This is a genomic window from Nocardia sp. NPDC050717, assembly GCF_040654275.1.
Taxonomy (GTDB): Bacteria; Actinomycetota; Actinomycetes; order Mycobacteriales; family Mycobacteriaceae; genus Nocardia.
Map to the genome: position 1 here is coordinate 34,428 of NZ_JBFAHR010000010.1, position 22,388 is coordinate 56,815.

Below are 22,388 nucleotides of genomic sequence, written 5' to 3' on the forward strand. Positions count from 1 at the left end.
GATAGGCTGGCGGTGTGTCCGGGACACGAGGATCACGGAGACACATCGCACGATGGGACGGATCGTTGGTCGAGAAACACTCGAGCAGGACGAGTCGCCCGCATCGGATGTGCGCGTGAGCGGGGCGGATCAGATGCACAGCCGAGCACGGCTCGGCGGATTGCTCGCCGTCCCCGTGTTGCTTGCCGCCGCGATCGTGGTGTGGTTCATCGCCGTGCCCGGAGGTGGTTTGGCTGACCGCTTCTACCGGTTCGACGGCATCCCTCTGGCCGCGGCGCCGATGCTGTGGACGGCTGCCGTCGTGCTCTGCTTCGTGTGCGCCCCAACGCTGAGCCGGTACCGCAAGTGGGTGTGGCGGATGTTCGTCGCTGTCGTGACGGCGACGTCGAGGACACCGCGGTGAGCCCCGACGGCCGGCATGAAGTGGTCGTGGTGCCCTACTACGCCTTCGACTCCGGCTGCCGCGTCTGGCTTCGGGAGCGCGGTGGGCTGTTCAGCAGGCAGGCGCTGGTGTGGATCGAGTCCGAAGGACCTTGCCCGGCACGGATATCTTTCGTAGGTGACAGCACGATCAGCATCACTCCACCGCACGATGCGAAGGTTCTGACGACGATCTTCGACCCCGACCGAACTTCCGTGCCCGCCGTGTTGCGCTCGTAGGGAAGCTCCGGTGGCCTCCGGTTGGTCGTCAAGCGGTCTCGGCGTCGCCGGTGCTGCGGTCCGCGGTTCCCGCCGCGGCGAGCAGGGCGGTGCGGGCGGCGCGGAGGGTGGGGTGGGTCGCGGTGCCGTTGCGGTAGGCGAGGTGGGTGTGGCGACGGGTGGTCAGCGGGGACAGTGCGATGCCCGGCGGCGGGGAGTGCAGGGCGAGGGCGGGCACGATGGCCGTGCCCGCGCCCGCCGCGACCAGGGCGAGGACCGTGTCGAAGTCGTCGGCGTGGTGGCGGATGTGGGGTGTGAATCCCGTTGCCTGGCAGGCGCGCACGGTCACGGTGTGGCAGAGGGTGCCTGGTGTGCCCGCGATCCAGGGGGATTCGCGGTGGGCACGCAGGGGATCGTCGGCCGGGGCGGGGTGCCGGGTGGCGAGGTGGACGGTCTCGGTGTACAGCGGTTCGGTGTGGATGGCCGGGTCGGGGGTGGCGGGGACGAGGTCGTAGTCGTGGGTGAGGGCGATGTCGAGGGTGCCCGCGCGCAGGGCGTCGGGCACGTTCGCGGGATCGATCTCGGTGACGGTGAGCTCCAGGCGCGGATGCTCGGTGCTCAAGCCGACCAGGGCGGGGGAGAGCAGCTTGCGCGCCGCGGTGGGGAACGCGCCGATGCGCAGGGTGCCGACGAGTTCGTCGCCGACCTTGGCCAATTCGGCGTCGGCGCGTTCGAGCGCGGCGAGGATGGTCTCGGTGTGCTCGACGAGCACCTGCGCGGCGGGGGTGAGCGTCACGCGTCTGCCGGTGCGTACGAGCAGCGACACCCCTGCCTCGCGTTCGAGTGCCGTGAGCTGCTGGGAGACGGCCGAGGGCGTGTAGCGCAGTGCGTCGGCGACCGCGGCGATGGTGCCTCGGTGGGCGAGTTCGCGCAGCAGGCGGAGCTTGCGGACATCCAGCATCAGTTCAGCTTACGTTCCTCGTCAAGAATGTGAACTGGACCTGATGTATCGTCCGGCTCGACGATGGACCCATGACTTCCCTCCACGGACTCTTCGTCCCGATGATCACGCCGTTCACCGCCGACGGTGCCCTCGCGCCCGCCGCGCTGGACGCGCACGCGCGCCGGGTCCTCGACGCGGGCGCGACCGGACTGGTCGCCCTGGGCACCACCGCCGAACCCTCCGCGCTCACCGCCGACGAGCGCGTCGAGGTCCTCGATCGCTGCGCGGCCGTGTGCGCCGAGCGTGACGCGCCACTGATCGTCTGCGCGGGCGGCAATGCCACCGCCGAATCCGTGCGTGCTGTCGGCGCGCTGCGGCATCCGGTGGCGGCGGTGCTCGCCGTGGTGCCGTACTACGTCCGGCCGAGCGAGGCGGGCGTGGTCGCGCATTTCACCGCCATGGCGGCGGCCAGTCCCGCGCCGCTGCTCGTCTACGACGTGCCCTATCGCACCGCGCGACCGCTCAGCGGGGACACGCTCGTGCGGCTCGCGGGGATCCCGAACATCGCAGGGTTCAAGCATTCGGTCGGTGGCGTCGACGCGGCGAGCATCGAAGTGCTCGCGCGGGCCGGAGACACGACGACGGTGCTGTGCGGCGACGACCGTTTCGCCTCGGCCCTGCTGGCTCTCGGCGCACGGGGCGGGATCCTGGCGGCGGCGAATGTCGCGCCCGCCGCGTACGCCGCGCTGATCGCGGCGTGGCTCGCCGACGACGCCGCTCTGGGGCGCGCGCTCGGTCATCGCCTCGACGCGCTCGGCGCCGCTCTGTTCGCCGAACCCAACCCCACGGTCGTCAAGGCGGTCCTGGCCGAGCAGGGGCTCATTCCCAGCGCGGCGGTGCGCCTGCCGCTGCTGCCCGCCGCCCCGGAATCGACTGCGGCGGCGCTGCGCGCGGCGGCGAGCGCGACCGTCGCCCCGGTCTGACCCGGGCGCCGTCGACGAACAGAAAATTTCACTGGTCATCGCGGCGGAAAGGTGCCACTGTTAACCGGTGACGAAACCTCCGGATATCGGCGTCGCCGATCCCGCTCCCGACAAGCTAGACGCCGCCGTTCTCAAGGTGGCCGGCGTGGTCGTCCTCGGTGCCGTGATGTCGATTCTCGACATCACCGTGGTCACCGTCGCGATTCCGACCTTCATGACCGACTTCCAGGCCTCCGTCGAGGTCGTCGCCTGGACGATGACCGGCTACACCCTGGCCCTGGCCTCGGTCATCCCGATGACCGGCTGGGCCGCCGACCGCTTCGGCACCAAACGCCTGTATCTGGCGGCGCTGACCTTCTTCATCATCGGGTCGGTGCTGTGTTCGATGGCGTGGAGCATCGAATCACTGGTGGCGTTCCGCGTCATCCAGGGCATCGGCGGCGGCATGCTCATGCCACTGGGCATGACGATCATGACCCACGCCGCGGGCCCGCAGCGGATCGGCCGGGTGATGGCCGTGCTCGGCGTGCCCATGCTGCTCGGCCCCATCTGCGGCCCGATCCTCGGGGGCTGGCTGATCGACTCGTTCAGCTGGCACTGGATCTTCCTGATCAACCTGCCGCTGGGCCTGATCGCGCTGGTGCTCGCCGTCGTCGTCTTCGAACCCGACAAGCCCAAGCCGTCGGAATCGTTCGACTTCGTCGGCATGCTGCTGGCCTCGCCCGGCCTGGCGCTGTTCCTGTTCGGTGTCTCCTCCATCCCGGAGAAGGGCACCGTGCTCGCCGGGCGCGTGCTGATCCCGGCGATCATCGGCGCGGTGCTGCTGGTGGCCTTCGTCTTCCACGCGCTGCGCACCGAGCACCCGCTGATCGATCTGCGCCTGTTCCGCAACACCTCGCTGCGCTACTCGGTGCTCACCATGTCGCTGTTCGCCACGGCGTTCTTCGGCGCCGGCTTCCTGCTGCCGAATTACCTGCAGCAGGTCCGCGGGGAAACCGCGTTCGACTCCGGGCTGCTGATGGCGCCCCAGGGCATCGGCGCCATGCTGACGATGCCGATCGCCGGCTTCCTTGTCGACAAGATCGGACCGGGCAAGATCGTCATGGTCGGCATCACCCTGATCACGCTCGGCCTGGCCGGGTTCACCCAGCTGGGCGCCGACACCTCGTACCTGGTGATCGGCGGGGCGCTGTTCGTGATGGGTCTCGGCATGGGCTGCACCATGATGCCGGTGATGACCGCCGCCATCCAGACGCTCACGCACGCGCAGGTCGCGCGCGGGTCGACGTTGATGAACATCATCAACCAGACCGCCGCCTCGATCGGCACGGCGACGATGTCGGTGGTGCTGGCCGCCCAGCTCAACGATCATCCCGAGGCGAAGATGGCGATCGGCGCCACCGTGAAACCGGAACTCGCCGCGCAGATCCCGCCCTCGATCATCGAGCAGGGACTGGAACTGGCCGCCGACGCGTTCAGCACCACCTACTGGGTGACCGTCGTGCTCGCGCTGCTGACGCTGGTCCCGGCGTTCTTCCTGCCGCGCACCAAGCCGCAGGCACCGGTCGACGCCGAGGCCGTCGCGCTGGTCTGACCCCCTCCACCGGAAAGCCCGGGCCGAACACCGTGTTCGGCCCGGGCTTTCGCGTGTGCGCTCAGGCGTAGAGCTTGACGAAGTTCTCCAGGGACCGTTCGATGTCGCCACGCAGCGCCTTCGCCACCGCCGAGCCGATCGGCCCGAACAGCGGCGCGCCACCGAGGTCGATGTCGACGCTCACCTTGGAGCCGCTGCCCGCGGGCTCGACGAGCAGGCCGAGCCCGAACTTGGTGCCGCCGATCCCGGCGCCGGTCAGCGCGAGCCGCCGCGGCGGCTCGGCGGTGCGCACGGTCCAGGTGACCTTGTTGCGAAAACCCTTCACGCGCGCGATGCCGACGAGCACGGTGCCCGGGGTCAGGTCCGCGGGCAGCTCGCCGCGCCACGCCTCGTGAATGGTCAGCCAGTCACCGAGTGCGGGCAGGTCGGCCGCGTGCGCCCACGCCTGGTCCGGCGGGACGGGGACATCGACGGAGAGCTTCAGTTTCGCCACGACCGGATGGTATCCGGTACCCGTGGTTCCGTGTCGGCCGGTCCGGACCCGGCGCGTCAGAATAGTGCATGGTCCAACCCATCCGGGTCGGAATTATGATGGCGGACAGGATGATCCACGACGAGGTCCGCGCGGTGCTGCTACTGTGTGCGAGTCGCAGGCAGCGGGGCATGTGAATCGGATATTCGCGCCCGCCTCGCGGTCGCGCGCGCATGCCTCCCCGGGCCGACCGGTGAGGGACCCACCGACCCAGCCGTGTGTGGTCGACGACGACGAAAGATCTGATGAACTCAGGAATCGCGGTGCTGTTACTCGTCATCGGAGCGCCGCTGTTGTTGCTCGCGCTGGCCGTGACGATCCTGGCCATGCGCAACGAACGCCAGCAACGGCGCCGCGCCGACGCGGCCATCCGCGAGCGCCTCGCGTGCGAGAACGCCCTGATCCAGCTGGCGCACACCACCCTGCCCGCGATCACCGAGGCGGTGCGCCGCCACGACGTTCCCGCCGTCGCGGTGGATGTGCCCGTGGAGCTGCGCGACTCGCGCTACGCCGAAACGCTGCAGCACATCGCCACCGGCCACGCGGAGGACCTGCGCACGGTCACCGAGGAGACCAGGGTCATGGTCGAGCGGTACGGCGAGCAGCGCCGCCTCGCCGAGGTGCAGGCCGCCGACGAGGCGGCCAGGGCCGAGGTGGCGGCGACCTCGCGCGCCGCGACCAGTGCCGCGGTGCGCTCGTTCGGCACCTCGGTGGTCAGCCTCGGCACCGACCTCGGCCAGGTGGTGAGCGCGGCCCTGCGCGAACACCGCGACGACGCGATCTACGAGACGCTGACCCGCATCGACCACACCGTGCAGCAGATGATCCGCCAGGCGCAGTCCTATGTGATCGTCTCCGGCGGCCTGCCGGGCCGGCGCTGGCCGCAGCAGTCGCTCACCGATGTGGCGGGCGGCGCGACCGGACGTGTCCGGGAATTCCTGCGGGTGCGGTCCGGGCAATCGGAGCGCGTGGTCATCAGCCGCGCGGTCGAACCGCTCGTGCACACCCTGGCCACGCTGCTCGACAACGCCCTGCGGTACTCGCCGCCGTCCTCCTTCGTCGAGGTCGGGTTCCAGGAGGGCCACCACGGCGTCACCGTCATCATCGACGACGCGGGCATGCGGATGAGTCCGGAACAGCTCGAGGACGCCCGGCAGGTGCTCAGCGGCGAACGCGCGGTCGACATCCACGATCTGGGCCCGGCGCCCAAGGTCGGGTTCCCCGGCATCGCGGCGCTGGCACGCCGGTACGGATTCTCCGTGCACGTCGACGGGCCCAACATCTTCGGTGGCATGCGCGCGATGGTCTACGTGCCCTCGGCCCTGCTCGTCAGCGGCGCCGCGCCACGGCTGCCGGAGCCCGAACTCACCGCGCCCGCCCATGTTCCGGTGCCCGTCCCGGTACCGGCCGAGAACGAGACACCGGGAGCGGAGATCCACGAGATCACCAGTGGGGGATTACCCAAGCGCCGCCGCAGGCCGGTCGCGCCGGATCGGTCGGGGGTGCCCGGCGAATCGGGGCAGCCGCGGCCGGAACTCGCCGCTGCCTGGCACAGCGGTTCCCGTAGCGGCCGCGCCGCGGCCGAGCGAACGACGGAAGGAACAGCCGATGAGCACACCGGTGGCCGATAGCACGAACCGATTGGCGTGGCTGCTCGAGGATCTGCAGATCCCCGGCGTCCGTTTCGCGGTGCTGCTGTCCGACGACGGACTGCGGATCGCGCACTCCCGCGGTGTCGCCAAGGACGACGCCGAAAGGTTCGCGGCGGCGGCCTCGGGGCTCCGCTCGCTCGGCAAGGCGCTCGGCGAGTTCTGCGGCGGCCCGTCGAACGCGGTGCGCCAGAACATGACCGAGTACGACGAGGGCATGATCATGATCACCGCGGCGGGCGCGGGCGCGCTGCTCGGCGTGGCGACCACGGTCGATGTCGACGTCGCGCTGGTCGCGCACCGGATGAACGAACTGGCCTCCCGGGTCGGCCACGAGATCGGCAGCGCGCCCCGCAACGGTGGCCGGTAATGAGCCGGGGCAGGCGGGATCCCGACCTGGTCAGGTCGTATGTGCGCACCGGCGGCCGGGTACGGGCCGCGCATGAACTGGATCTGGTGACCCTGGTCCGCGCCGTCGCCGACGCGCGCCCCGATCATCGCCCCGACGAGCGCCGGGTCCTCGCGCTCACCAGCCGGCGTGGCGCGCTGTCGATCGCCGAGCTGTCGGCGTATCTGGACCTGCCCGCGTCGGTCGTCAAGATCATCGTGTCCGACCTGCTCGACAGCGGACATCTGCACTGCCCCACCCCGGCTCAGGTGAAGCCGGAACTCGCGTTGATCAAGGAGGTGCTGCATGGTCTCCGTGCCATCGCGGGCTGAGGTCGATTACGTCCCCGAGACCGTGACCAGGTCGGTGAAGATCCTGGTCGCGGGCAACTTCGGCGTGGGCAAGACGACGTTCGTCTGCGGGGTGTCGGAGATCCGGCCGCTGCGCACCGAGGAGACCATCACCGAGGCCAGCATCGGCGTCGACGACATGGCCGGGCTCGGCACCAAGGTGCAGACCACCGTCGCGCTCGACTTCGGCCGGATCACCCTGAATCCGCAACTGGCCCTGTACCTGTTCGGCACACCCGGCCAGGAACGGTTCGCCCCGCTGTGGGAGGAGCTGGCCCGCGGCGCGCTCGGCGCGCTGGTGCTCGTCGACACCCGGCGCATCGAGAAGGCCGACGACGTGCTCGCCGCGCTGGAACTGCGCGGGGTGCCGTACGCGGTGGCGGTCAACGAGTTCGAGGGCTTCCGGCGCTACCCGCTCGAGGAGGTCCGCGAGGCGCTGGACCTGGCGCCGGAGACCCCCGTGGTCGCGGTCGACGCCCGGCGCCGCGATCACGGCCTGCGCGCGCTGATCACGCTGGCGGAGTACCTGTTCCAGCGGCAGGAAGCCGCGGCGGTGTCATGACGCTCGACCTCGCGGTCGGCGAGCGGGTGCCCATGTACGCGCCCGAGTTCGCCGCCGACCCGCAGGCGGCCTACCGCGCGATGCGGCAGCGTTTCGGCGCCCTGGTGCCGGTGGAGTTGTCGCCCGGGATCAGGGCCACGCTGGTGATCGGCTATCACACGGCGGTCCGGATCCTCAACGACCCGGAGCACTTCCCGGCCGATCCGCGCATGTGGCAGCGCAACATTCCGCAGGACTGCCCGGTGCTGCCGATGCTGCAGTTCCGCCCGGCCGCGTTGCGCACCACCGGCGCCGAGCACACCAGGTACCGGCAGGCCAATGTCGCCGCGATCGCCGGGGTCGATCTCTACGCGATGCACAGCACGGTGGAACGGTTCGCGATCCCACTGATCAACGGCTTCTGCGCGACCGGGTCGGCGGATCTGCTGAGCCAGTACGCGTTTCCGCTGGTGTTCCAGGCGCTCAACGCCATGCTCGGCTGCACGCCGCAGATCGGGCAGCGCGTGGCCACCGGCATGGCACAGATCTTCGAGGGCAACGACGCCGAGGCGGGCAACGAACTGCTCGCCACCGCGCTCGCGGACCTGGTGACGCTGCGTCAGCGCGAGCCGGGCGACGATGTCGCCACGCGCCTGCTGACGCATCCCGCCGCGCTCACCGACGAGGAACTGGTGCATCAGCTGCTGGTGCTCTACGGCGCCGGCATCGAGCCCATGCTCAATCTCGTGGTCAACACGCTGCGGCTGATGCTCACCGACCGGCGCTTCGCCGGCGATGTGCTCGGCGGCAGCATGTCGACCCGCGACGCCCTCGACGAGGTGCTCTTCACCGATCCGCCGTTGGCCAACTTCTGCATGACCTACCCGCGCCAGCCCACCCTGGTGGACGACACCTGGCTGCCCGCGCACGAGCCGGTGGTGATCAGCATGTCGGCGTGCAACAACGATCCGGCGATCGCCGGACGCGATGTCGTCGACAACCGGGCGCACCTGGCGTGGAGCGCGGGTCCGCACGGCTGCCCCGCCAAATCGGTGGCGTACCTGATCGTCCAGGACGCGATCGACCAGTTGCTCGACGCCCTCCCGGAGATGCGGCTCGCGGTGGCCGCCGAGGACCTGGTGTGGCGTCCCGGCCCCTTCCACCGGTCGCTGGCCGCGCTGCCGGTGGAGTTCCCGAAGACGCCGCCGCTGCCGATGCCCTGATCGCCGTCAGGCGGTACGCAGGGCGGGTCCGACGAACCGTTCGACGAGCCGCCGCTCGGCCGCGGCATCGGGCAGCGGCCAGGTGAGCAGCGACAGCACCACCCGCACGATCCAGCCCGCGGCCGCGTCGTCGGGGGCGATGTGGGTGAGCGCGGTCGCGATGCGGCCGAGTTCCGGTGCGCCGGCCAGCAGGTCGTCGGTGCCGGGGGAGCGATGCCGGACGAGCCACTGGCGCAGGACCGGGTCGGCCCGGATCGCGGTGACGGCGGCCAGGATCGCCTCGACGGGTCGCCGTCGAGGCGGAACCCGTTCGACGGCCGCCTCGACGCGGGCGGCCACGGTTTCGGCCGCCCTGACCATCACCGCGCGCACCAGTCGCGGCTTGCCGCCGACGTGGCGGTAGAGCGTCGCTCGGGAGCACCCCGCTGCGGCGGCGATGTCGTCGACGGTGACCTTGTCGATGCCGTGTTCGAGGAACAGCGCGAGGGCGGCCCGTTCGATGCGGTCGATCGCGACGGTGCCGCGATCACCGTCGGTGAGCCAATCGGACGGCATCGCTCCTCCTTCTCGTGCTGAGACAGTTCGCGAAATATGTCTAGCGCACTTCGGCCTGGCCGCAGGCCCTTTTCCGCTCAGCCGGGTGGTCGTGCGCGCGGGCATCGCAGTCTCGAGCTGAGACAGCTGTTGCCGGGACGGCTCGCGCCGGGGACCGTGAGCGCCGACGAATCGACCAGGAAAGGCGGCGGCCATGACCACCGAACTCGCGGCGACGGACCTCTTCGACCCAGCGGTGCTCGATGACCCCTACCCGCTCTATCGCGCCCTGCGGGAGCACGCTCCGGTCCACCGGGTCCCGGGCACCGACTTCTTCCTCGTGTCCTCGTGGGCCGCGGTCGCCGAGGCCACCGCCCGCCCGGCCGACTTCTCCTCGCACCTGACCGGCGTGCTCGTCGCACGACCCGGCGCGGCGCCGACGACCTTCGACCTCGACGCCACCGGCCAGGCCGTGCACGTGCTCGCGACCGCCGATGCCGAGGTGCACGCGGTGCATCGCGGCATCGTCGGCCCCGCGCTGGCCAAGCGGGTGCGGGGCATGGGACCCACGGTCTCCGCGCTCGCCGAACAGCTGTGGGCCGAAGAACTCGACGGCGACCGGATCGACTGGGCGACCGGGATGGCGGATCGGCTGCCGCTGGCGCTGATCGCCGAACTCGTCGGCCTGCCCGGCGCCGATGTGCCGCGGCTGCTCGGGTGGGCCTACGACTCCACGGAGATGCTCGGCGGCATCGTGCCCGACGGCCGGATGACCGCGCTGGTCACCTCGGCCGCCGAACTCGCCCACTACGCCCACGGTGCCGTCGTCGCGGCGAAAGGCCGGGTCGCCGCGACGGATTCGCCCGCGGCGCTGATCGATGTGCTCGCGGCGGCACTGGCGGCCGGTCGGATCGACGAGCAGCAGGCGGTGCTCATCCTGGTGCAGTTGATCGGCGCGGGCGGTGAGTCGACCGCGGGACTGATCGCGGCGGCGGCCCGGTTGCTCGCCGAGGACCCGCAGCTGCAAGCGCGCGTGCGCGCCCGGCCGGACCTGCTGCCCGCGTTCCTGGAGGAGACGCTGCGGCTGGAGTCGCCCTTCCGCGGCCACCACCGGCACGTGGTGGCCGACACCGAGCTGTGCGGAATCGACCTGCCCGCGGGCAGCCACCTGCTGTTGCTCTGGGGCGCCGCCAACCGCGACCCCGCGCGGTTCGCCGAGCCGGAGCAGGTCGACCTGGCGCGCCCCCGTGGCCGGGCGCACGCGGCCTTCGGCGCGGGCGCGCACTTCTGCATCGGCTCGGCGCTGGCCAGGCTGGAAGCCACCGCCGCCCTCGGCCTGCTGCTCGAACGCAGCACCGAGTTCACCCTGATCGAGGATGCCCCGCCCCGCTGGGTCCCGAGCCTGTTCGTCCGCCGCCACGCCGCGCTGCCGCTGCGGATCACCCGCTGAGCCACCCAGACCCCGGTGGCCGAGCGGCCACGCCGCGGGGTGATGTCGTGGCGTGTGCCGGATCAATTCCGCCGGCGCCGCGCAACATTCGCAGGCCGTAGATCGGCGGGTGCGGGCGTGCTGAATCGTCGCGTCCCGCCTCGCTCCACGGAATTCCCGCCATCTTCTGGCAACCGGCCGCGCGGCCGTGAACTGGTGGATTAGCCGAACGATTGCCTGTAGATCGAACCGGTCGGGTTGAAACACGCATGCTTCGCAACTTCGCAGACGGGCTGAGAATTGCTGCTTCGTACTCGCCGGTAGTCGAATTCGGTGCTGGAGAACTCCTTGACGAGGGCATCGGGCCGCCCTACCGTTCCCCATCACAGTTCGATATCGAAGTGTTCTGCAGCGTCATCCGAAATCGTTTTCCCGGACGGTATGTCGGCCCCTGCCGTCCATCCGTGTGCATTTCAAGGAGTACTGAGAGTGCGAAATCGAATTCTGTCCGTCGCCGGTGCCGTGGCCTTGGCGCCCCTGGCGAGTCTGCTCGCTCCCGCGGCGGATGCCGGGGCGCACGGCTGGGTCACCGGACCGGCGAGCAGGCAGGAACAATGCGCCAAGGGGCTCGTCCCGTGCGGTGCGGTGAAATACGAACCGCAGAGTGTCGAGGGGCCGAAAGGCCTCACCAATTGCAGCGCGAACAAATATCCCGAGCTCGACGACGACAGCCTCGGCTGGGTGCCGCAGAAGGTGTCCGGCCGCACGACCTTCACCTGGAAGAACACCGCCAATCACCGCACCCTCAATTGGGAGTATTTCCTCGGCGACACCCGAATCGCGGTGATCGACGGCGGGAACGAACAGCCCGCGATGGAAGTCACGCACACCATTGATCTGTCGAATTATTCGGGGCGCCAGAAACTGCGCGCGGTCTGGAACATCGGCGACACCGCGGCGGCCTTCTACAGCTGTGTCGACCTGGAGATCGGCGGCTCCGGTGGCGGCACGACCACGCCGACACCGACCACCACGAAACCGACGACCACGAAACCCACGACCACCCCGCCGGCGACGACCACCAAGCCCCCGGCCACCACCACCCCGGCGCCGACGACCACCCATCACCATCCGACGACGACCACCGCCCCCGCGGGAACGGCCTGGCGGCAGGGCGCGACCTACGCCGTCGGCGACAAGGTCACCTACCAGGGGCGGACCTATACCTGCAGGCAGGCGCACACCGTCCACGATCCGAACTGGACCCCGCCGAACACGCCGGCCCTCTGGTCCGCGGCGTAGCGATTCGTTCGTGTGTTCTCCCGACATCGGTCCCGCGATGGGGTGAGGATGGGGGTCGACTCGCCGGCCTCGCGTTCGGCCGGCCCCCGCAGCACAAGGACGTGAGATATGAGTGACCGGAAATTCGCCTTCGCCATCGCGGCCACCGGGACAGCGTTGCTGGCCATGACCGCCGGTTCGCCCTCGGCCGGTGCGGCGGTCTCGCAGCTGACCGTCGACCCCGGCCTCAGCGTCGGCAGCGCAACCAATTACGGCACCGGGTGCACCCATCACCTGGTGGCCCGGCTCAGTGTCGGCATCGAGCCCGTCTCGTTCTACGACAACGGCGCCCTGCTGGCGGTGGTCACCCCGACCGACGGCATCGCCGACCTGACCTGGGTGCCCAGCAGTACCGGCCCGCACACGCTGGCGGCGCTGCAGGGCGGGGTGGGGCGCGGCGCCGACGTGCACGTGGGCCGCGGCTACCGGTTCGGGGAGTCCTGCGTGGTCACCGGCGGCTGAGACGATCACGACGGAGGCCCGGTCCGGCGCGGACCGGGCCACCGTCGCGTCGCGCTACTTCTTCGCCGCGACCTTCTTGTCCTCGCCCTTCTTCTTGGCCTGCTTCTTCACCGATTTCGGCGCCGCGCCGTCGGTCTCGGCCTTGCCGCCGCTCGGCGCCACCGCGGTGACGACCAGGTCGTCGTCGGCGGTGTCGACCCGGACCGTCGCTCCCGCCTCCAGCCCGCCGTCGAGCAGCAGCCGCGAGACCCGGTTGTCGAGTTCACGCTGCACCGTGCGCCGCAGCGGCCTGGCGCCGAACTCGGGCTGGAAGCCGCGCTCGCCGAGCCAGTCCACCGCCGCGTCGCTGATGTCGAGCTCGATGTCCTGGGCGGCCAGCAACCGTCGGGTCTTGTCCAGGATCAGGTTCACGATCCGTTCCAGCTGCGTCTTGTCGAGGCGGTGGAACACGATCTGCTCGTCGATCCGGTTGAGGAACTCCGGCCGGAAGTGCTGGCGCAGGCGCTCTTCCAGCTGCGGCACGACCGAATCCAGGTCACCCTCGGGCGCGGCCAGGATCAGATCCGAGCCGATGTTGGAGGTCATGATGACGATCGTGTTCTTGAAATCGACGGTGCGGCCCTTGGAATCGGTGACCCGGCCGTCGTCGAGCAGCTGCAGCAGCACGTTGAACACATCCGGGTGCGCCTTCTCCACCTCGTCGAACAGGATCACCGAGTACGGCTGCCTGCGCACCTTGTCGGTGAGCTGGGCGGCGTCGTCGTAGCCGACATAGCCGGGCGGGGCGCCGACGAGCCGGGAGACCGTGTGCTTCTCCTGGAACTCGCTCATGTCGAACCGGATCAGCCGGTCCTCGTCGCCGAACACCGCCTCCGCCAGCGCTTTCGCGAGTTCGGTCTTGCCGACACCGGTCGGGCCGAGGAACAGGAACGAGCCGATCGGCCGGTTCGGGTCCTTGAGTCCGGCCCGCGCGCGGCGCACCGCCTCGGCCACCGCGACGATCGCCTCGTCCTGCCCGATGACGCGTTTGTGCAGCACGTCCTCGAGCGCGAGCAGACGCTGCTTCTCCTCGGCGGTGAGGTCGGCGACCGGGATGCCGGTCTGGCGCGAGATGACCTCGGCGATGGCGAGCACGTCGACTTCGGGTTCGGCGGCCAGTTCACCGGACTCCGCGAGCTCCTCCTCCTTGGCCGCGATCTCGGCCTTGAGGGCGGTGGCCTTCTCGTAGTCCTCGTTGTCGACGGCGGCGTCCTTCTCCCGGTACAGCCGCGCGATCTCCTCGTCCCTGGCCTTGGCCTCAGGGTCGGGGGTGCCCGAGCGCAGCCGCACCCGCGCGCCCGCCTGATCGATGAGGTCGATCGCCTTGTCCGGCATGAACCGGTCGGTGATGTAGCGGTCCGACAGCTGGGCCGCGGCCACCAGCGATTCGTCGGTGTAGCGCACCTGGTGGTGCTCCTCGTAGACGTCGGCGAGGCCGCGCAGGATCTCGATCGTGTCCTCGACCGAGGGCTCCGACACCAGCACCGGCTGGAAGCGGCGCTCGAGCGCGGCGTCCTTCTCGATGTGCTTGCGGTACTCGTCGATCGTGGTCGCGCCGACGACGTGCAGATCGCCGCGCGCCAGCGCGGGCTTGAGCAGATTGCCCGCGTCCATCGAGCCCTCGCCGCCGCCCCCGGCGCCGACGATGGTGTGCAGCTCGTCGATGAACACGATCTGCTCGTCCTTGTGGGCGCGCACTTCGTCGAGGATCTTGGTCAGCCGCTCCTCGAACTCGCCGCGATATTTGCTGCCCGCCACCAGCGTGCCGATGTCGAGCGCGATGACCCGCCGATCGGCGAGCGTGGCGGGCACGTCGTCGTTGACGATGCGCTGCGCGAGCCCCTCGACGATGGCGGTCTTGCCGACACCGGGATCACCGATGAGCACCGGATTGTTCTTGCGGCGCCGCGAGAGGATCTCGATGGTCTGCTCGATCTCCTCGGCCCGGCCGACGACTGGGTCGACCAGACCTTCACGGGCCTCGGCCGTGAGATCGCGCCCGTACTCGTCCAGCGTCGGCGTGTCCGACTTGCGTTGCCGCTTGGCCGGCGCGCCGCCCGGGGTCGCCGGGCCCGCGGAATTGCCGCTCTGCGTGGCCGCGATCCCCGCCATCAGTGCCTGCGCGGCGACGCTGTCGGGGACCGACGCGATGCCGAGCAGCACGTGTTCGGGACCGATGTAGCTGCTGCCCGCCTGGGCGGCCTGGCGCTGCGCCGCGCGCAACGCCGTCTTCGTGGCGGGGCTCAGTGTGATGTCGGACAGATCGTCCTCGCTGGGCGCGCCGGTGTCGAGGTGGTCCTGCATCTGTTCGGCAACCTGGTCGGGATCGAGGCTGAGCTCGGCCACGATGCTGCGGCCCGGCTCGGCTTCGGTGGCCGCGTAGAGCAGATGCTCCGGGGTGATCTCGGGATTTCCCCACTCCTGGGCGGCCTCGCGCGCCGTGGCGATGAGCGCTTTGGCGTTGTCGGTCATGAGTCTGCCCAGGTCGATGCGTTGCACGGGGGGTTTCGCCGACATCCCCGGGCCGAAGAATCGCTGGAAGATGTCGTCGAAGGAATTCATCGAACTACCCGGCCAGCTCGCTGTCATGTCCCACCTCTTCGCTCGTCGTGCCGCTGCGCGGCGACTTCCTGCAGATCAGGTTGGTACTGCTGGCAATACTTCGGCATCCCACGGCGGGGTGCAAGGAGTTGGACAGTTTCACATCGGCAACATCGCGAGGTATGGCGCACGAACCAAATTCCGGTCGAACCCGTCCCAAACCACCGGTTTTGTCCGATTCTTGGTCGTGGAGCGGCACGGAAAGGTAGCGTGACGAGCCCGACCGAGCTGGTCGAACAGGTCGACGGGAAGAGCACGGAGTTTGGTCACCGACGTCATCGATGTCACCGCGGATTTCACCATCGCGCGGCAAGCCCTGTGGAATGTGCTGCTGGATCCGCAGAGCTATCCACGGATGTTCACCGGTATCGGCAGTTGCGAGCAGGTGGAGGGACCCGACGGGTCGGTCCTGTGGCAGGTGCGGGTCGGGTCGGCCGCCGCCGGGATCGAGTGCCACGATCTGATCCTGGAGATCGGGCGCTGGTACGAGAGTTTCGAACTGCGTTGTTCGGCGCTGGGTAGTTTCGTGGCGGTCCGGCTGCGCGGTGACGAGCGGCGCACCCGCCTCGACATCACCCTGTTCGCCGCCGCCACCGTGCACCCCGCCCTCGCCGAGTGCGGCAACTCCGCGGTCACCGACTGGGTCAAGGCCGGTCTGCGCCGCACCGCCGACGTCATCGCGGGCACCCGGTCCTCGGTGGTGATCAACGCCGAGCGCTCACCGCTGCGCCGCAACGCCGGGGTGGTGCGCAGCATCGCCGCGACCGGCCTGGTGCGCGCCGAACCGCGCTCGATGGTGCGCCAGCTGCGCTCGCTGACGAAATGGGGATTCAACCTGGCCGGGGGATACGCCGCGGGCGCCGCGCACGCCCCGGACCGGCTCGCGCTGATCGATCCGCACGGCACCCGCACCTTCGCCGAGATCGACGCCGACTCCACCGCGCTGGCCGCGGCGATGTACGCGCAGGGCCTGCGCGCGGGCGATGCCATCGGCCTGCTGGCGCGCAACCACGCGGGCATGGTCGAAACCATGGTCGCGGCGGGCAAACTCGGGGTCGACGTGGCCCTGCTCAACGCCGGACTGTCCGGGCGGCGCATCGAGGAGATCGTGCAGCGCCACCGGCTCAGCGCGGTCTATGTCGACGGGCGGCTGGAGACCCTGATCCGCTACCTGCACAGCGCGGTGCCCCGCATCACCACCGACGCCGAGCCGCCCGATCCCGAGCGCACCACCATCGCGGACATGATCGCCTGCGCGGGCGCCGATTTCCCCGTTCCCGCGCATCCAGGCCGGTTGATCGTGCTGACCTCCGGCACGAGCGGGTCGCCGAAGGGCGCGCGCCGTCCGCACGCCAAGGGCTTCGGCACCATCGCCGCGCTGCTGTCGCGGATCCCGATGCGGGTGGAGGAGGTGATGCTCATCCCGGCGCCGCTGTTCCACACCTGGGGGCTGGCGGGGCTGCAGTTGAGCACCGCGCTGCGCGCCACCGTCGTGCTCAGCGACGGTTTCGACGCGCTCGATTGTCTGCGCGCCGTCGCCACGCACCGGATCACCACCCTGATCGTGGTGCCCACCATGGTCGAGCGCCTGCTCGATGTGCCCGAGGCGGTGCGCGCGGGCATCGACCTGTCCAGTCTGCGCCAGGTGATCAGCTGTGGCGCGCCGCTGGCAGGCGCCACCGTGCTGCGCTTCCTCGACTCCTTCGGCGACGTGCTCTACAACGTGTACGGCTCCACCGAGGTGTCCTGGGCCAGCGTCGCCACACCCGCCGACCTGCGCGTCTCACCGACCACCGCGGGCCGTCCGCCGCTGGGGACCAGGGTGGCCGTGCTCGGCCCCGACCTGCGCCCGGTGCCGGTCGGCGTCACCGGGCACATCTTCGTCGCCAATCACATGCTCTTCGACGGCTACGTCAACGCGGCGCCGCCGGAGGAGGCCGACGGCATGCTCGACACGGGCGATCTCGGCTATCTGGACGCGGCGGGCAGGCTGTTCGTGGCGGGCCGCGACGACGAGATGATCATCTCCGGCGGCGAGAACGTCTTCCCGCGACCGGTGGAGGAGGCCCTGGCTCATCTGCCGCAGATCTCCGAGGTGGCCGTCGTCGGCGTCCCCGATCGCGAATTCGGGCAGCGGCTGGCCGCCTTCGTGGTGAAACGCGAAGGGGCGGGCCTGGATTCGGACATGGTGCGCACCTACATCCGCAACCGGCTCAGCCGCTTCTCCGTCCCGCGCGATGTCACCTTCCTCAGCGCGCTGCCGCGCGGCGAGACCGGCAAGATCCTCAAACGCGTACTGGTGCCCTCGGAGTCAGCGCTGAGCGAGTAGCAGCCGCAGGGCCCGCTCGATCGCCGCCGTCGCCGCCTCGCCGGAGTGACCGCGCCGATCCTGCAGGTGGTGGCGCGCCGGCCAGGCCAGGGCGGCGTCGACCAGGTCGAGCAGTTCGTCGTCGCCGGCCAGTTCGGGGGCGAACAGCGCGGCCAGGGTCGCGCGGATGCGGTCGTCGGTGCGGCGCATCCGCGCGTCGATGGCGGCGACGGTGCGGGACTCCTGCAGACCGGGCAGCCGCGGCGTGCGCTGCAGGTCGAAGATCGCCCGGCTCTGGCGCGCCGCGAGTGTGATCCGCTCGGCCAGCGGCAGCCCGGGATCCGGCTCGACCAGACACGCCTCGACCATCTCGGACTGCCGCTCGACGGCGGCGATCAGCAGGGCCTCGCGGTCCGGGAAGTGCACGAAGACACTGCGTTCGGAGGCACCGGCCCGCGTGGCGATCGTGCGGGCGGTGGGCGCGAAGTCACCGTCGGCGATCGCGGCCAGCAGCCCGTCGATGATGGCTTCCCTGGTCTTCTCCGGATCGCGGCGCCGACGCGGCGGACGCGCCTGCTGCTCGTCTGCCGCCTCGATCCCGTGCCCTGCGCTCATCGCCCCATCACAGCACAGTCGCGCGGGGACCGGCCTACTCGCTGGGCTGGGGCGCCGTCCGGTTCATCACCGAATGGGTGCGCGAGTAACCGAAGTAGACGATCAGGCCCACCACCAGCCAGGCCAGGAACCGTAGCCAGGTCTGCCACGGCAGCGAGTAGATGAGGTAGGCGGAGAAGCCGATGCCGATCAGTGGGATCACCGGCATCAGCGGCAGGCGGAACGAGCGCGGCGCGTCGGGCCTGGTGCGGCGCAGCACGATCACCGCGACACAGACCACGATGAACGCCATCAGGATGCCGATGTTGGTGAGCTCGGCGACGGTGTTGATGGGCAGCACACCGGCCAGGATCGCCGCGCCGATGCCCACGATCCAGGTGACCCTGGTCGGCACCTTGCGGGTCGGATGGGTCTTGGCGAACCACGCGGGCAGCAGCCCGTCGCGGCTCATCGCGAACCAGACACGGGTGACGCCGAGCATGAACGTCAGCACCACCGTGATGATGCCGACGATCGCGCCGATCGCGATGATGTTGGCGACGCCCGGCATCCCGACCGCCTCGAACGCGGTGGAGAAGCCGCTGGTCGGACTGATCTCGGTGTATTTCTGCATGCCGGTGAGCACCAGCGTGGCCAGCACGTACAGCACCATCGCGATCGCGAGCGAGTAGATGATCGCTTTGGGCAGATGCTTGCGCCCGTCGACGGATTCCTCGGCCGCGGTGGACATCGCGTCGTAGCCGAAGACCGCGAAGAACACCGTCGCCGCGCCCGTCCACACCGCTCCGGCGCCGAACGGGAAGTACGGGTCGTAGTTGGCGCTGTCGATGTGGAAGACCCCGAGCGCCACGATGAGCACCACCAGCGCGACCTTGATGCCGACCGCGACCGTCTCGAACCGGCCGACGCTGCCGATGCCACGCGAGAGGATCCACGCCGTGCCCAGGCAGAACAGCACGGCGAACAGGTCGACCACCCGCCCGTCGCCGGTGTCGGGCGCGCCGAGCATCCACTCCGGCAGCGTCAGGCCGACCTGATCGAGCAGGAAGCCGAAGTACCCGGACACACCGATCGCGACCACCGCGGCCACCGCGATGTACTCGAGCAGCAGGTCCCAGCCGATGAACCAGCCCGCCAGCTCGCCGAGCGAGACGTAGCCGTAGGTGTAGGCCGAGCCCGCTTTCGGGACCATGCCCGCGAATTCGGCGTAGCACAGCGCCGCCGCAGCGCTGGCGACACCGGCGATGAGGAACGACAGCAGCACCGCGGGACCGGTCACCGAATGGGCGACCGACCCGGCGAGGGTGAAGATGCCCGCGCCGATGATGCCACCGACGCCGATGGCGGTGAGCTGCCACAGGCCGAGCGATTTGGCGAGCCGCTCATCGCTCGGAATCTCGTCCTCCACCTCGACGAGCGGTTTGCGGCGCAGCATCTGGGCGCGCAACTCTGCGAATGACATTCGCGTTCCTTCCGTCGGCACGCACCGCCGCTGCGCGATGCACGCACCTGAGTACACCGCCATCACACGACCGCGGGCACCGAGAGTGAATATTGTTCAGCGCCCACCGGCGAGTGCGCGCAGGAAGAACCCGAGGTTGGCGGGCCGTTCGGCCAGCCTGCGCATGAAATACCCGTACCACTGATCACCGTAGGGGACATACACGCGGACATGGTTTCCCGCGTCGGCGAGTCGCTGCTGTTCGTCGGCCCGGATGCCGTAGAGCATCTGGTACTCGTACTCCTCGGTCTTGCGCTGCGCCGACACCACGGCCACGCCCGCCGCCGCGATCACCGCCGGATCGTGCGAGGCGATCATCGGATACCCGGACCCGGCGGTCAGGATCGCCAGGCAGCGCAGATACGAGGCGTCGACCTCCGCGCGGTCACGGAAGGCGACCGCGGCGGGCTCGTCGTAGGCGCCCTTGCACAACCGGATTCGCGATCCCGGGCCTGCCAGCGCGCGGCAGTCGTCCTCGGTGCGGCGCAGGTAGGCCTGGAGCACGGTGCCCAGCCACGGATAGTCGGCCCGCAGGTCCCGCACGATCGCGAGGGTCGAGTCGGTGGTGGTGTGGTCCTCGGCGTCGACGGTGACCCAGATGCCCGCGGCCTCGGCGGCGGCGCAGATCCGGCGGGCGTGCTCGCGGGCGACCGCGTGCCCCTCGCGCGGGAGCGCCTGCCCGAGGGCGGACAGTTTCACCGAAACCTCCAGCGGCCGTACGGCGCCGGGGGCCACCTCGGCGTGGGGGAGGCCGCCCAGCGCGGCGATCAGGTCGAGGTACTGCGCGACGGTCGCCTCGGCCGCGGCGAGGTCGGTGGTGTCCTCGCCGAGGTAGTCGATGCTCACGAAACGTCCGGAGCGCAGCAGGGTCTCGGCCGCGCGCACCGCGTCGGCGGTGCTGGTCCCCGCGACGAACCGCGCCACCACCGACCGGCTGACGGGCAGGCCGGTGATCGCGCGCTCGAGCCGCGGCGAGCGGGCGGCGGCGAGCAAGGGCGAACGCAGCAGGGCAGCCATCACCGGACCTCCGTCTCGGGCGCCTGATGGGGATAGCGATGATCGGTCGGCGGGGTGAAGGTCTCCTTGATGGTCCGGGCGGAGGTCCAGCGCAGCAGGTTCAGTGCCGAGCCTGCCTTGTCGTTGGTGCCCGAGGCGCGGGCACCGCCGAAGGGCTGCTGACCGACGACCGCGCCGGAGGGTTTGTCGTTGATGTAGAAGTTGCCCGCCGCGAAGGTGAGCCGCTCGATCGCCGCGGTGATCGCGGTCCGGTCCTCGGCGATGATCGAGCCGGTGAGGCCGTAGGCGCTGCCCCGGTCGACCAGGTCCATGGCGTCGTCGAAGCCGGTGGGGTTGCTGTCGTCGTAGACGTGGACCGCGAGGATCGGGCCGAAGTACTCGGTGCGGAAGACCTCGTCGGCGGGATCGTCGCCGACGACGATGGTCGGTTCGACGAACCAGCCGACGCTGTCGTCGCCGTGCCCGCCGGCGACCACGGTCAGCCCCGGGGTGGCCTTGGCCCGTTCCAGCGCGGCGGTGTTGCGCTCGAAGGCGCGCCGATCGATCAGCGCCCCACCGAAGTGGGTGAAATCGGTGACGTCGCCGTAGCGCAACTCGGCGGTCTTGCCGATCAGGTCCTCCGACATCCGCGCCCACACCGAGCGCGGGATGAACGCCCGCGAGGCCGCCGAGCACTTCTGGCCCTGGTAGTCGAACGCGCCGCGCAGCAGCGCGGTGGTGAGCACCGCCGGGTCGGCCGAGGGATGCGCGAGCACGAAATCCTTGCCACCGGTCTCGCCGACCAGCCGGGGGTAGCCGCGGTAGGTGTCCAGGCGCCGCGCGACCTCGCGCCACAGGTGCTGGAAGGTGGCGGTGGAGCCGGTGAAATGCACACCGGCCAAGCGCGGATCGCCCAGCACCACGTCGGAGATCTCCGGGCCTGGTCCGTGCACGAGGTTGATCACCCCGGGCGGCAAGCCGGCGGCCTCGAGCAGCCGCATCGTCAGATACGCCGCGACGGCCTGGGTCCTGGCCGGTTTCCACACCACCGTGTTGCCCATCAGCGCGGGCGCGGTGGGCAGGTTGCCCGCGATCGCGGTGAAGTTGAACGGGGTCACCGCGTAGACGAAGCCCTCGAGCGACCGGTACTGCGTCCGGTTCCACACCCCGGGCGCGGAGAGCGGCTGCTCGGCCAGGATCTGGCGGGCGAAGGCGACGTTGAACCGCCAGAAATCGACCAGCTCGCACGGTGCGTCGATCTCGGCCTGGTAGGCGGTCTTGGACTGCCCGAGCATGGTCGCCGCGGCCAGTGTCGCCCGCCACGGTCCGGCGAGCAGGTCGGCGGCGCGCAGGAAGATCGCCGCGCGGTCGTCGAAGGACATGGCCCGCCAGGCCGGCGCGGCGGCGGTGGCCGCCTCGACCGCGGCCGCGGCCTCGGCGGTGCTCGCGTCGTGCAGGGTGCCGAGGACGGCGGCGTGGCGGTGCGGTTGCACCACGTCGAAGCCGGGACCGTCGCCGCGCAGGTGGCGGCCGCCGATCACGTGGTGGATCTCGGTCGGTGCCGCCGACAGGTCGGCGAGGGCGGTGCGCAGTGCGGCGCGCTCGGGGGTTCCCGGCGCGAAGGTGCCGACCGGTTCGTTGACCGGCGGCGGGGTGGTCGCGATGGCGTCCATGACGGCGGCTCCTGCGTCTGAGGGGGCGGGATGTGACGTAGTCAACA

General features: G+C 70.3%; 21 protein-coding genes. 13 read left to right on the forward strand and 8 right to left on the reverse strand.

Annotated elements, in window-relative coordinates:
- Positions 1 to 115 precede the first annotated feature (115 nt).
- Complete coding sequence (locus tag AB0H56_RS20325) at positions 116 to 403, forward strand: hypothetical protein (RefSeq protein ID WP_357165345.1); 288 nt, start codon at positions 116 to 118, stop codon at positions 401 to 403.
- Complete coding sequence (locus tag AB0H56_RS20330; protein ID WP_357165347.1) at positions 400 to 660, forward strand: hypothetical protein; 261 nt, start codon at positions 400 to 402, stop codon at positions 658 to 660. Before AB0H56_RS20325 ends, AB0H56_RS20330 begins: the two co-directional genes overlap by 4 nt.
- A 28-nt stretch (positions 661 to 688) precedes the next feature.
- Here the strand turns inward: AB0H56_RS20330 and AB0H56_RS20335 are convergent, their stop codons facing one another.
- Complete coding sequence (locus tag AB0H56_RS20335; protein ID WP_357165350.1) at positions 689 to 1,600, reverse strand: LysR family transcriptional regulator; 912 nt, start codon at positions 1,598 to 1,600, stop codon at positions 689 to 691.
- 71 nt (positions 1,601 to 1,671) lie between these two features.
- On the opposite strand from AB0H56_RS20335, the gene AB0H56_RS20340 reads away from it, so the two are divergent.
- A complete protein-coding gene (locus AB0H56_RS20340; RefSeq protein ID WP_357165353.1) occupies positions 1,672 to 2,565 on the forward strand; it encodes a dihydrodipicolinate synthase family protein in 894 nt (297 codons plus the stop codon).
- 67 nt (positions 2,566 to 2,632) lie between these two features.
- Positions 2,633 to 4,159, forward strand: coding sequence for a DHA2 family efflux MFS transporter permease subunit (locus AB0H56_RS20345; protein ID WP_357165356.1), 1,527 nt, complete (start codon positions 2,633 to 2,635; stop codon positions 4,157 to 4,159).
- A 61-nt stretch (positions 4,160 to 4,220) separates the two neighbouring features.
- Here AB0H56_RS20345 and AB0H56_RS20350 read toward each other — a convergent pair whose 3' ends face one another.
- Positions 4,221 to 4,652, reverse strand: coding sequence for an SRPBCC family protein (locus AB0H56_RS20350; protein WP_357165359.1), 432 nt, complete (start codon positions 4,650 to 4,652; stop codon positions 4,221 to 4,223).
- Between the two features lie 284 nt (positions 4,653 to 4,936).
- Here AB0H56_RS20350 and AB0H56_RS20355 point away from each other — a divergent pair, with 284 nt between their 5' ends.
- Genes AB0H56_RS20355 through AB0H56_RS20375 form a run of 5 tightly spaced genes read left to right on the forward strand, consistent with a single transcriptional unit; the run spans position 4,937 to position 8,842 of the window.
- Positions 4,937 to 6,322, forward strand: a complete 1,386-nt coding sequence (locus AB0H56_RS20355) for a sensor histidine kinase (protein ID WP_357165362.1) — start codon at positions 4,937 to 4,939, stop codon at positions 6,320 to 6,322.
- On the forward strand, positions 6,300 to 6,710 hold the full coding sequence (locus AB0H56_RS20360; RefSeq protein ID WP_110038567.1) for a roadblock/LC7 domain-containing protein: 411 nt from the start codon (positions 6,300 to 6,302) through the stop codon (positions 6,708 to 6,710). The genes AB0H56_RS20355 and AB0H56_RS20360 overlap by 23 nt, the downstream gene beginning before the upstream one ends.
- On the forward strand, positions 6,710 to 7,060 hold the full coding sequence (locus AB0H56_RS20365; RefSeq protein ID WP_110038568.1) for a DUF742 domain-containing protein: 351 nt from the start codon (positions 6,710 to 6,712) through the stop codon (positions 7,058 to 7,060). Before AB0H56_RS20360 ends, AB0H56_RS20365 begins: the two co-directional genes overlap by 1 nt.
- Positions 7,035 to 7,640, forward strand: coding sequence for an ATP/GTP-binding protein (locus tag AB0H56_RS20370; protein ID WP_110038569.1), 606 nt, complete (start codon positions 7,035 to 7,037; stop codon positions 7,638 to 7,640). The genes AB0H56_RS20365 and AB0H56_RS20370 overlap by 26 nt, the downstream gene beginning before the upstream one ends.
- Complete coding sequence (locus AB0H56_RS20375; protein ID WP_357165367.1) at positions 7,637 to 8,842, forward strand: cytochrome P450; 1,206 nt, start codon at positions 7,637 to 7,639, stop codon at positions 8,840 to 8,842. The genes AB0H56_RS20370 and AB0H56_RS20375 overlap by 4 nt, the downstream gene beginning before the upstream one ends.
- 6 nt (positions 8,843 to 8,848) lie before the next feature.
- Here the strand turns inward: AB0H56_RS20375 and AB0H56_RS20380 are convergent, their stop codons facing one another.
- Complete coding sequence (locus AB0H56_RS20380) at positions 8,849 to 9,397, reverse strand: helix-turn-helix domain-containing protein (protein WP_357165370.1); 549 nt, start codon at positions 9,395 to 9,397, stop codon at positions 8,849 to 8,851.
- Between the two features lie 193 nt (positions 9,398 to 9,590).
- On the opposite strand from AB0H56_RS20380, the gene AB0H56_RS20385 reads away from it, so the two are divergent.
- The 3 genes from AB0H56_RS20385 to AB0H56_RS20395 all read left to right on the forward strand — a co-directional run bounded on the left by AB0H56_RS20385 (position 9,591) and on the right by AB0H56_RS20395 (position 12,608).
- Positions 9,591 to 10,826 carry a cytochrome P450 gene (locus AB0H56_RS20385; protein ID WP_357165373.1) on the forward strand — a complete coding sequence of 412 codons (1,236 nt, stop codon included), beginning with the start codon at positions 9,591 to 9,593 and terminating at the stop codon, positions 10,824 to 10,826.
- A gap of 468 nt (positions 10,827 to 11,294) precedes the next feature.
- Positions 11,295 to 12,107 carry a carbohydrate-binding protein gene (locus AB0H56_RS20390; RefSeq protein WP_357165376.1) on the forward strand — a complete coding sequence of 271 codons (813 nt, stop codon included), beginning with the start codon at positions 11,295 to 11,297 and terminating at the stop codon, positions 12,105 to 12,107.
- Between the two features lie 108 nt (positions 12,108 to 12,215).
- Entirely contained in the window at positions 12,216 to 12,608 is a 393-nt protein-coding gene (locus tag AB0H56_RS20395) for a hypothetical protein (RefSeq protein ID WP_357165379.1), read from the forward strand.
- Positions 12,609 to 12,662: 54 nt separating this feature from the next.
- Here AB0H56_RS20395 and AB0H56_RS20400 read toward each other — a convergent pair whose 3' ends face one another.
- The gene (locus tag AB0H56_RS20400) at positions 12,663 to 15,236 is read right to left on the reverse strand and encodes an ATP-dependent Clp protease ATP-binding subunit (protein WP_357165382.1); all 2,574 of its coding nucleotides are present in this window, start codon (positions 15,234 to 15,236) and stop codon (positions 12,663 to 12,665) included.
- A 274-nt stretch (positions 15,237 to 15,510) separates the two neighbouring features.
- Here AB0H56_RS20400 and AB0H56_RS20405 point away from each other — a divergent pair, with 274 nt between their 5' ends.
- Positions 15,511 to 17,577 (forward strand): AMP-binding protein, encoded by a 2,067-nt coding sequence (locus AB0H56_RS20405; RefSeq protein ID WP_357165385.1) that lies wholly within the window; start codon positions 15,511 to 15,513, stop codon positions 17,575 to 17,577.
- Here the strand turns inward: AB0H56_RS20405 and AB0H56_RS20410 are convergent.
- The 4 genes from AB0H56_RS20410 to pruA form a co-directional block, all read right to left on the reverse strand.
- Positions 17,560 to 18,171 (reverse strand): TetR family transcriptional regulator, encoded by a 612-nt coding sequence (locus AB0H56_RS20410; protein ID WP_357165388.1) that lies wholly within the window; start codon positions 18,169 to 18,171, stop codon positions 17,560 to 17,562. The genes AB0H56_RS20405 and AB0H56_RS20410 overlap by 18 nt on opposite strands.
- 34 nt (positions 18,172 to 18,205) lie before the next feature.
- A complete protein-coding gene (locus AB0H56_RS20415) occupies positions 18,206 to 19,633 on the reverse strand; it encodes an amino acid permease (RefSeq protein ID WP_357165391.1) in 1,428 nt (475 codons plus the stop codon).
- 96 nt (positions 19,634 to 19,729) lie between these two features.
- Entirely contained in the window at positions 19,730 to 20,689 is a 960-nt protein-coding gene (locus AB0H56_RS20420; protein WP_357165394.1) for a proline dehydrogenase family protein, read from the reverse strand.
- Positions 20,689 to 22,341, reverse strand: a complete 1,653-nt coding sequence (gene pruA / locus AB0H56_RS20425) for an L-glutamate gamma-semialdehyde dehydrogenase (protein ID WP_357165397.1) — start codon at positions 22,339 to 22,341, stop codon at positions 20,689 to 20,691. The genes AB0H56_RS20420 and pruA overlap by 1 nt, the downstream gene beginning before the upstream one ends.
- Positions 22,342 to 22,388 lie beyond the last annotated feature (47 nt).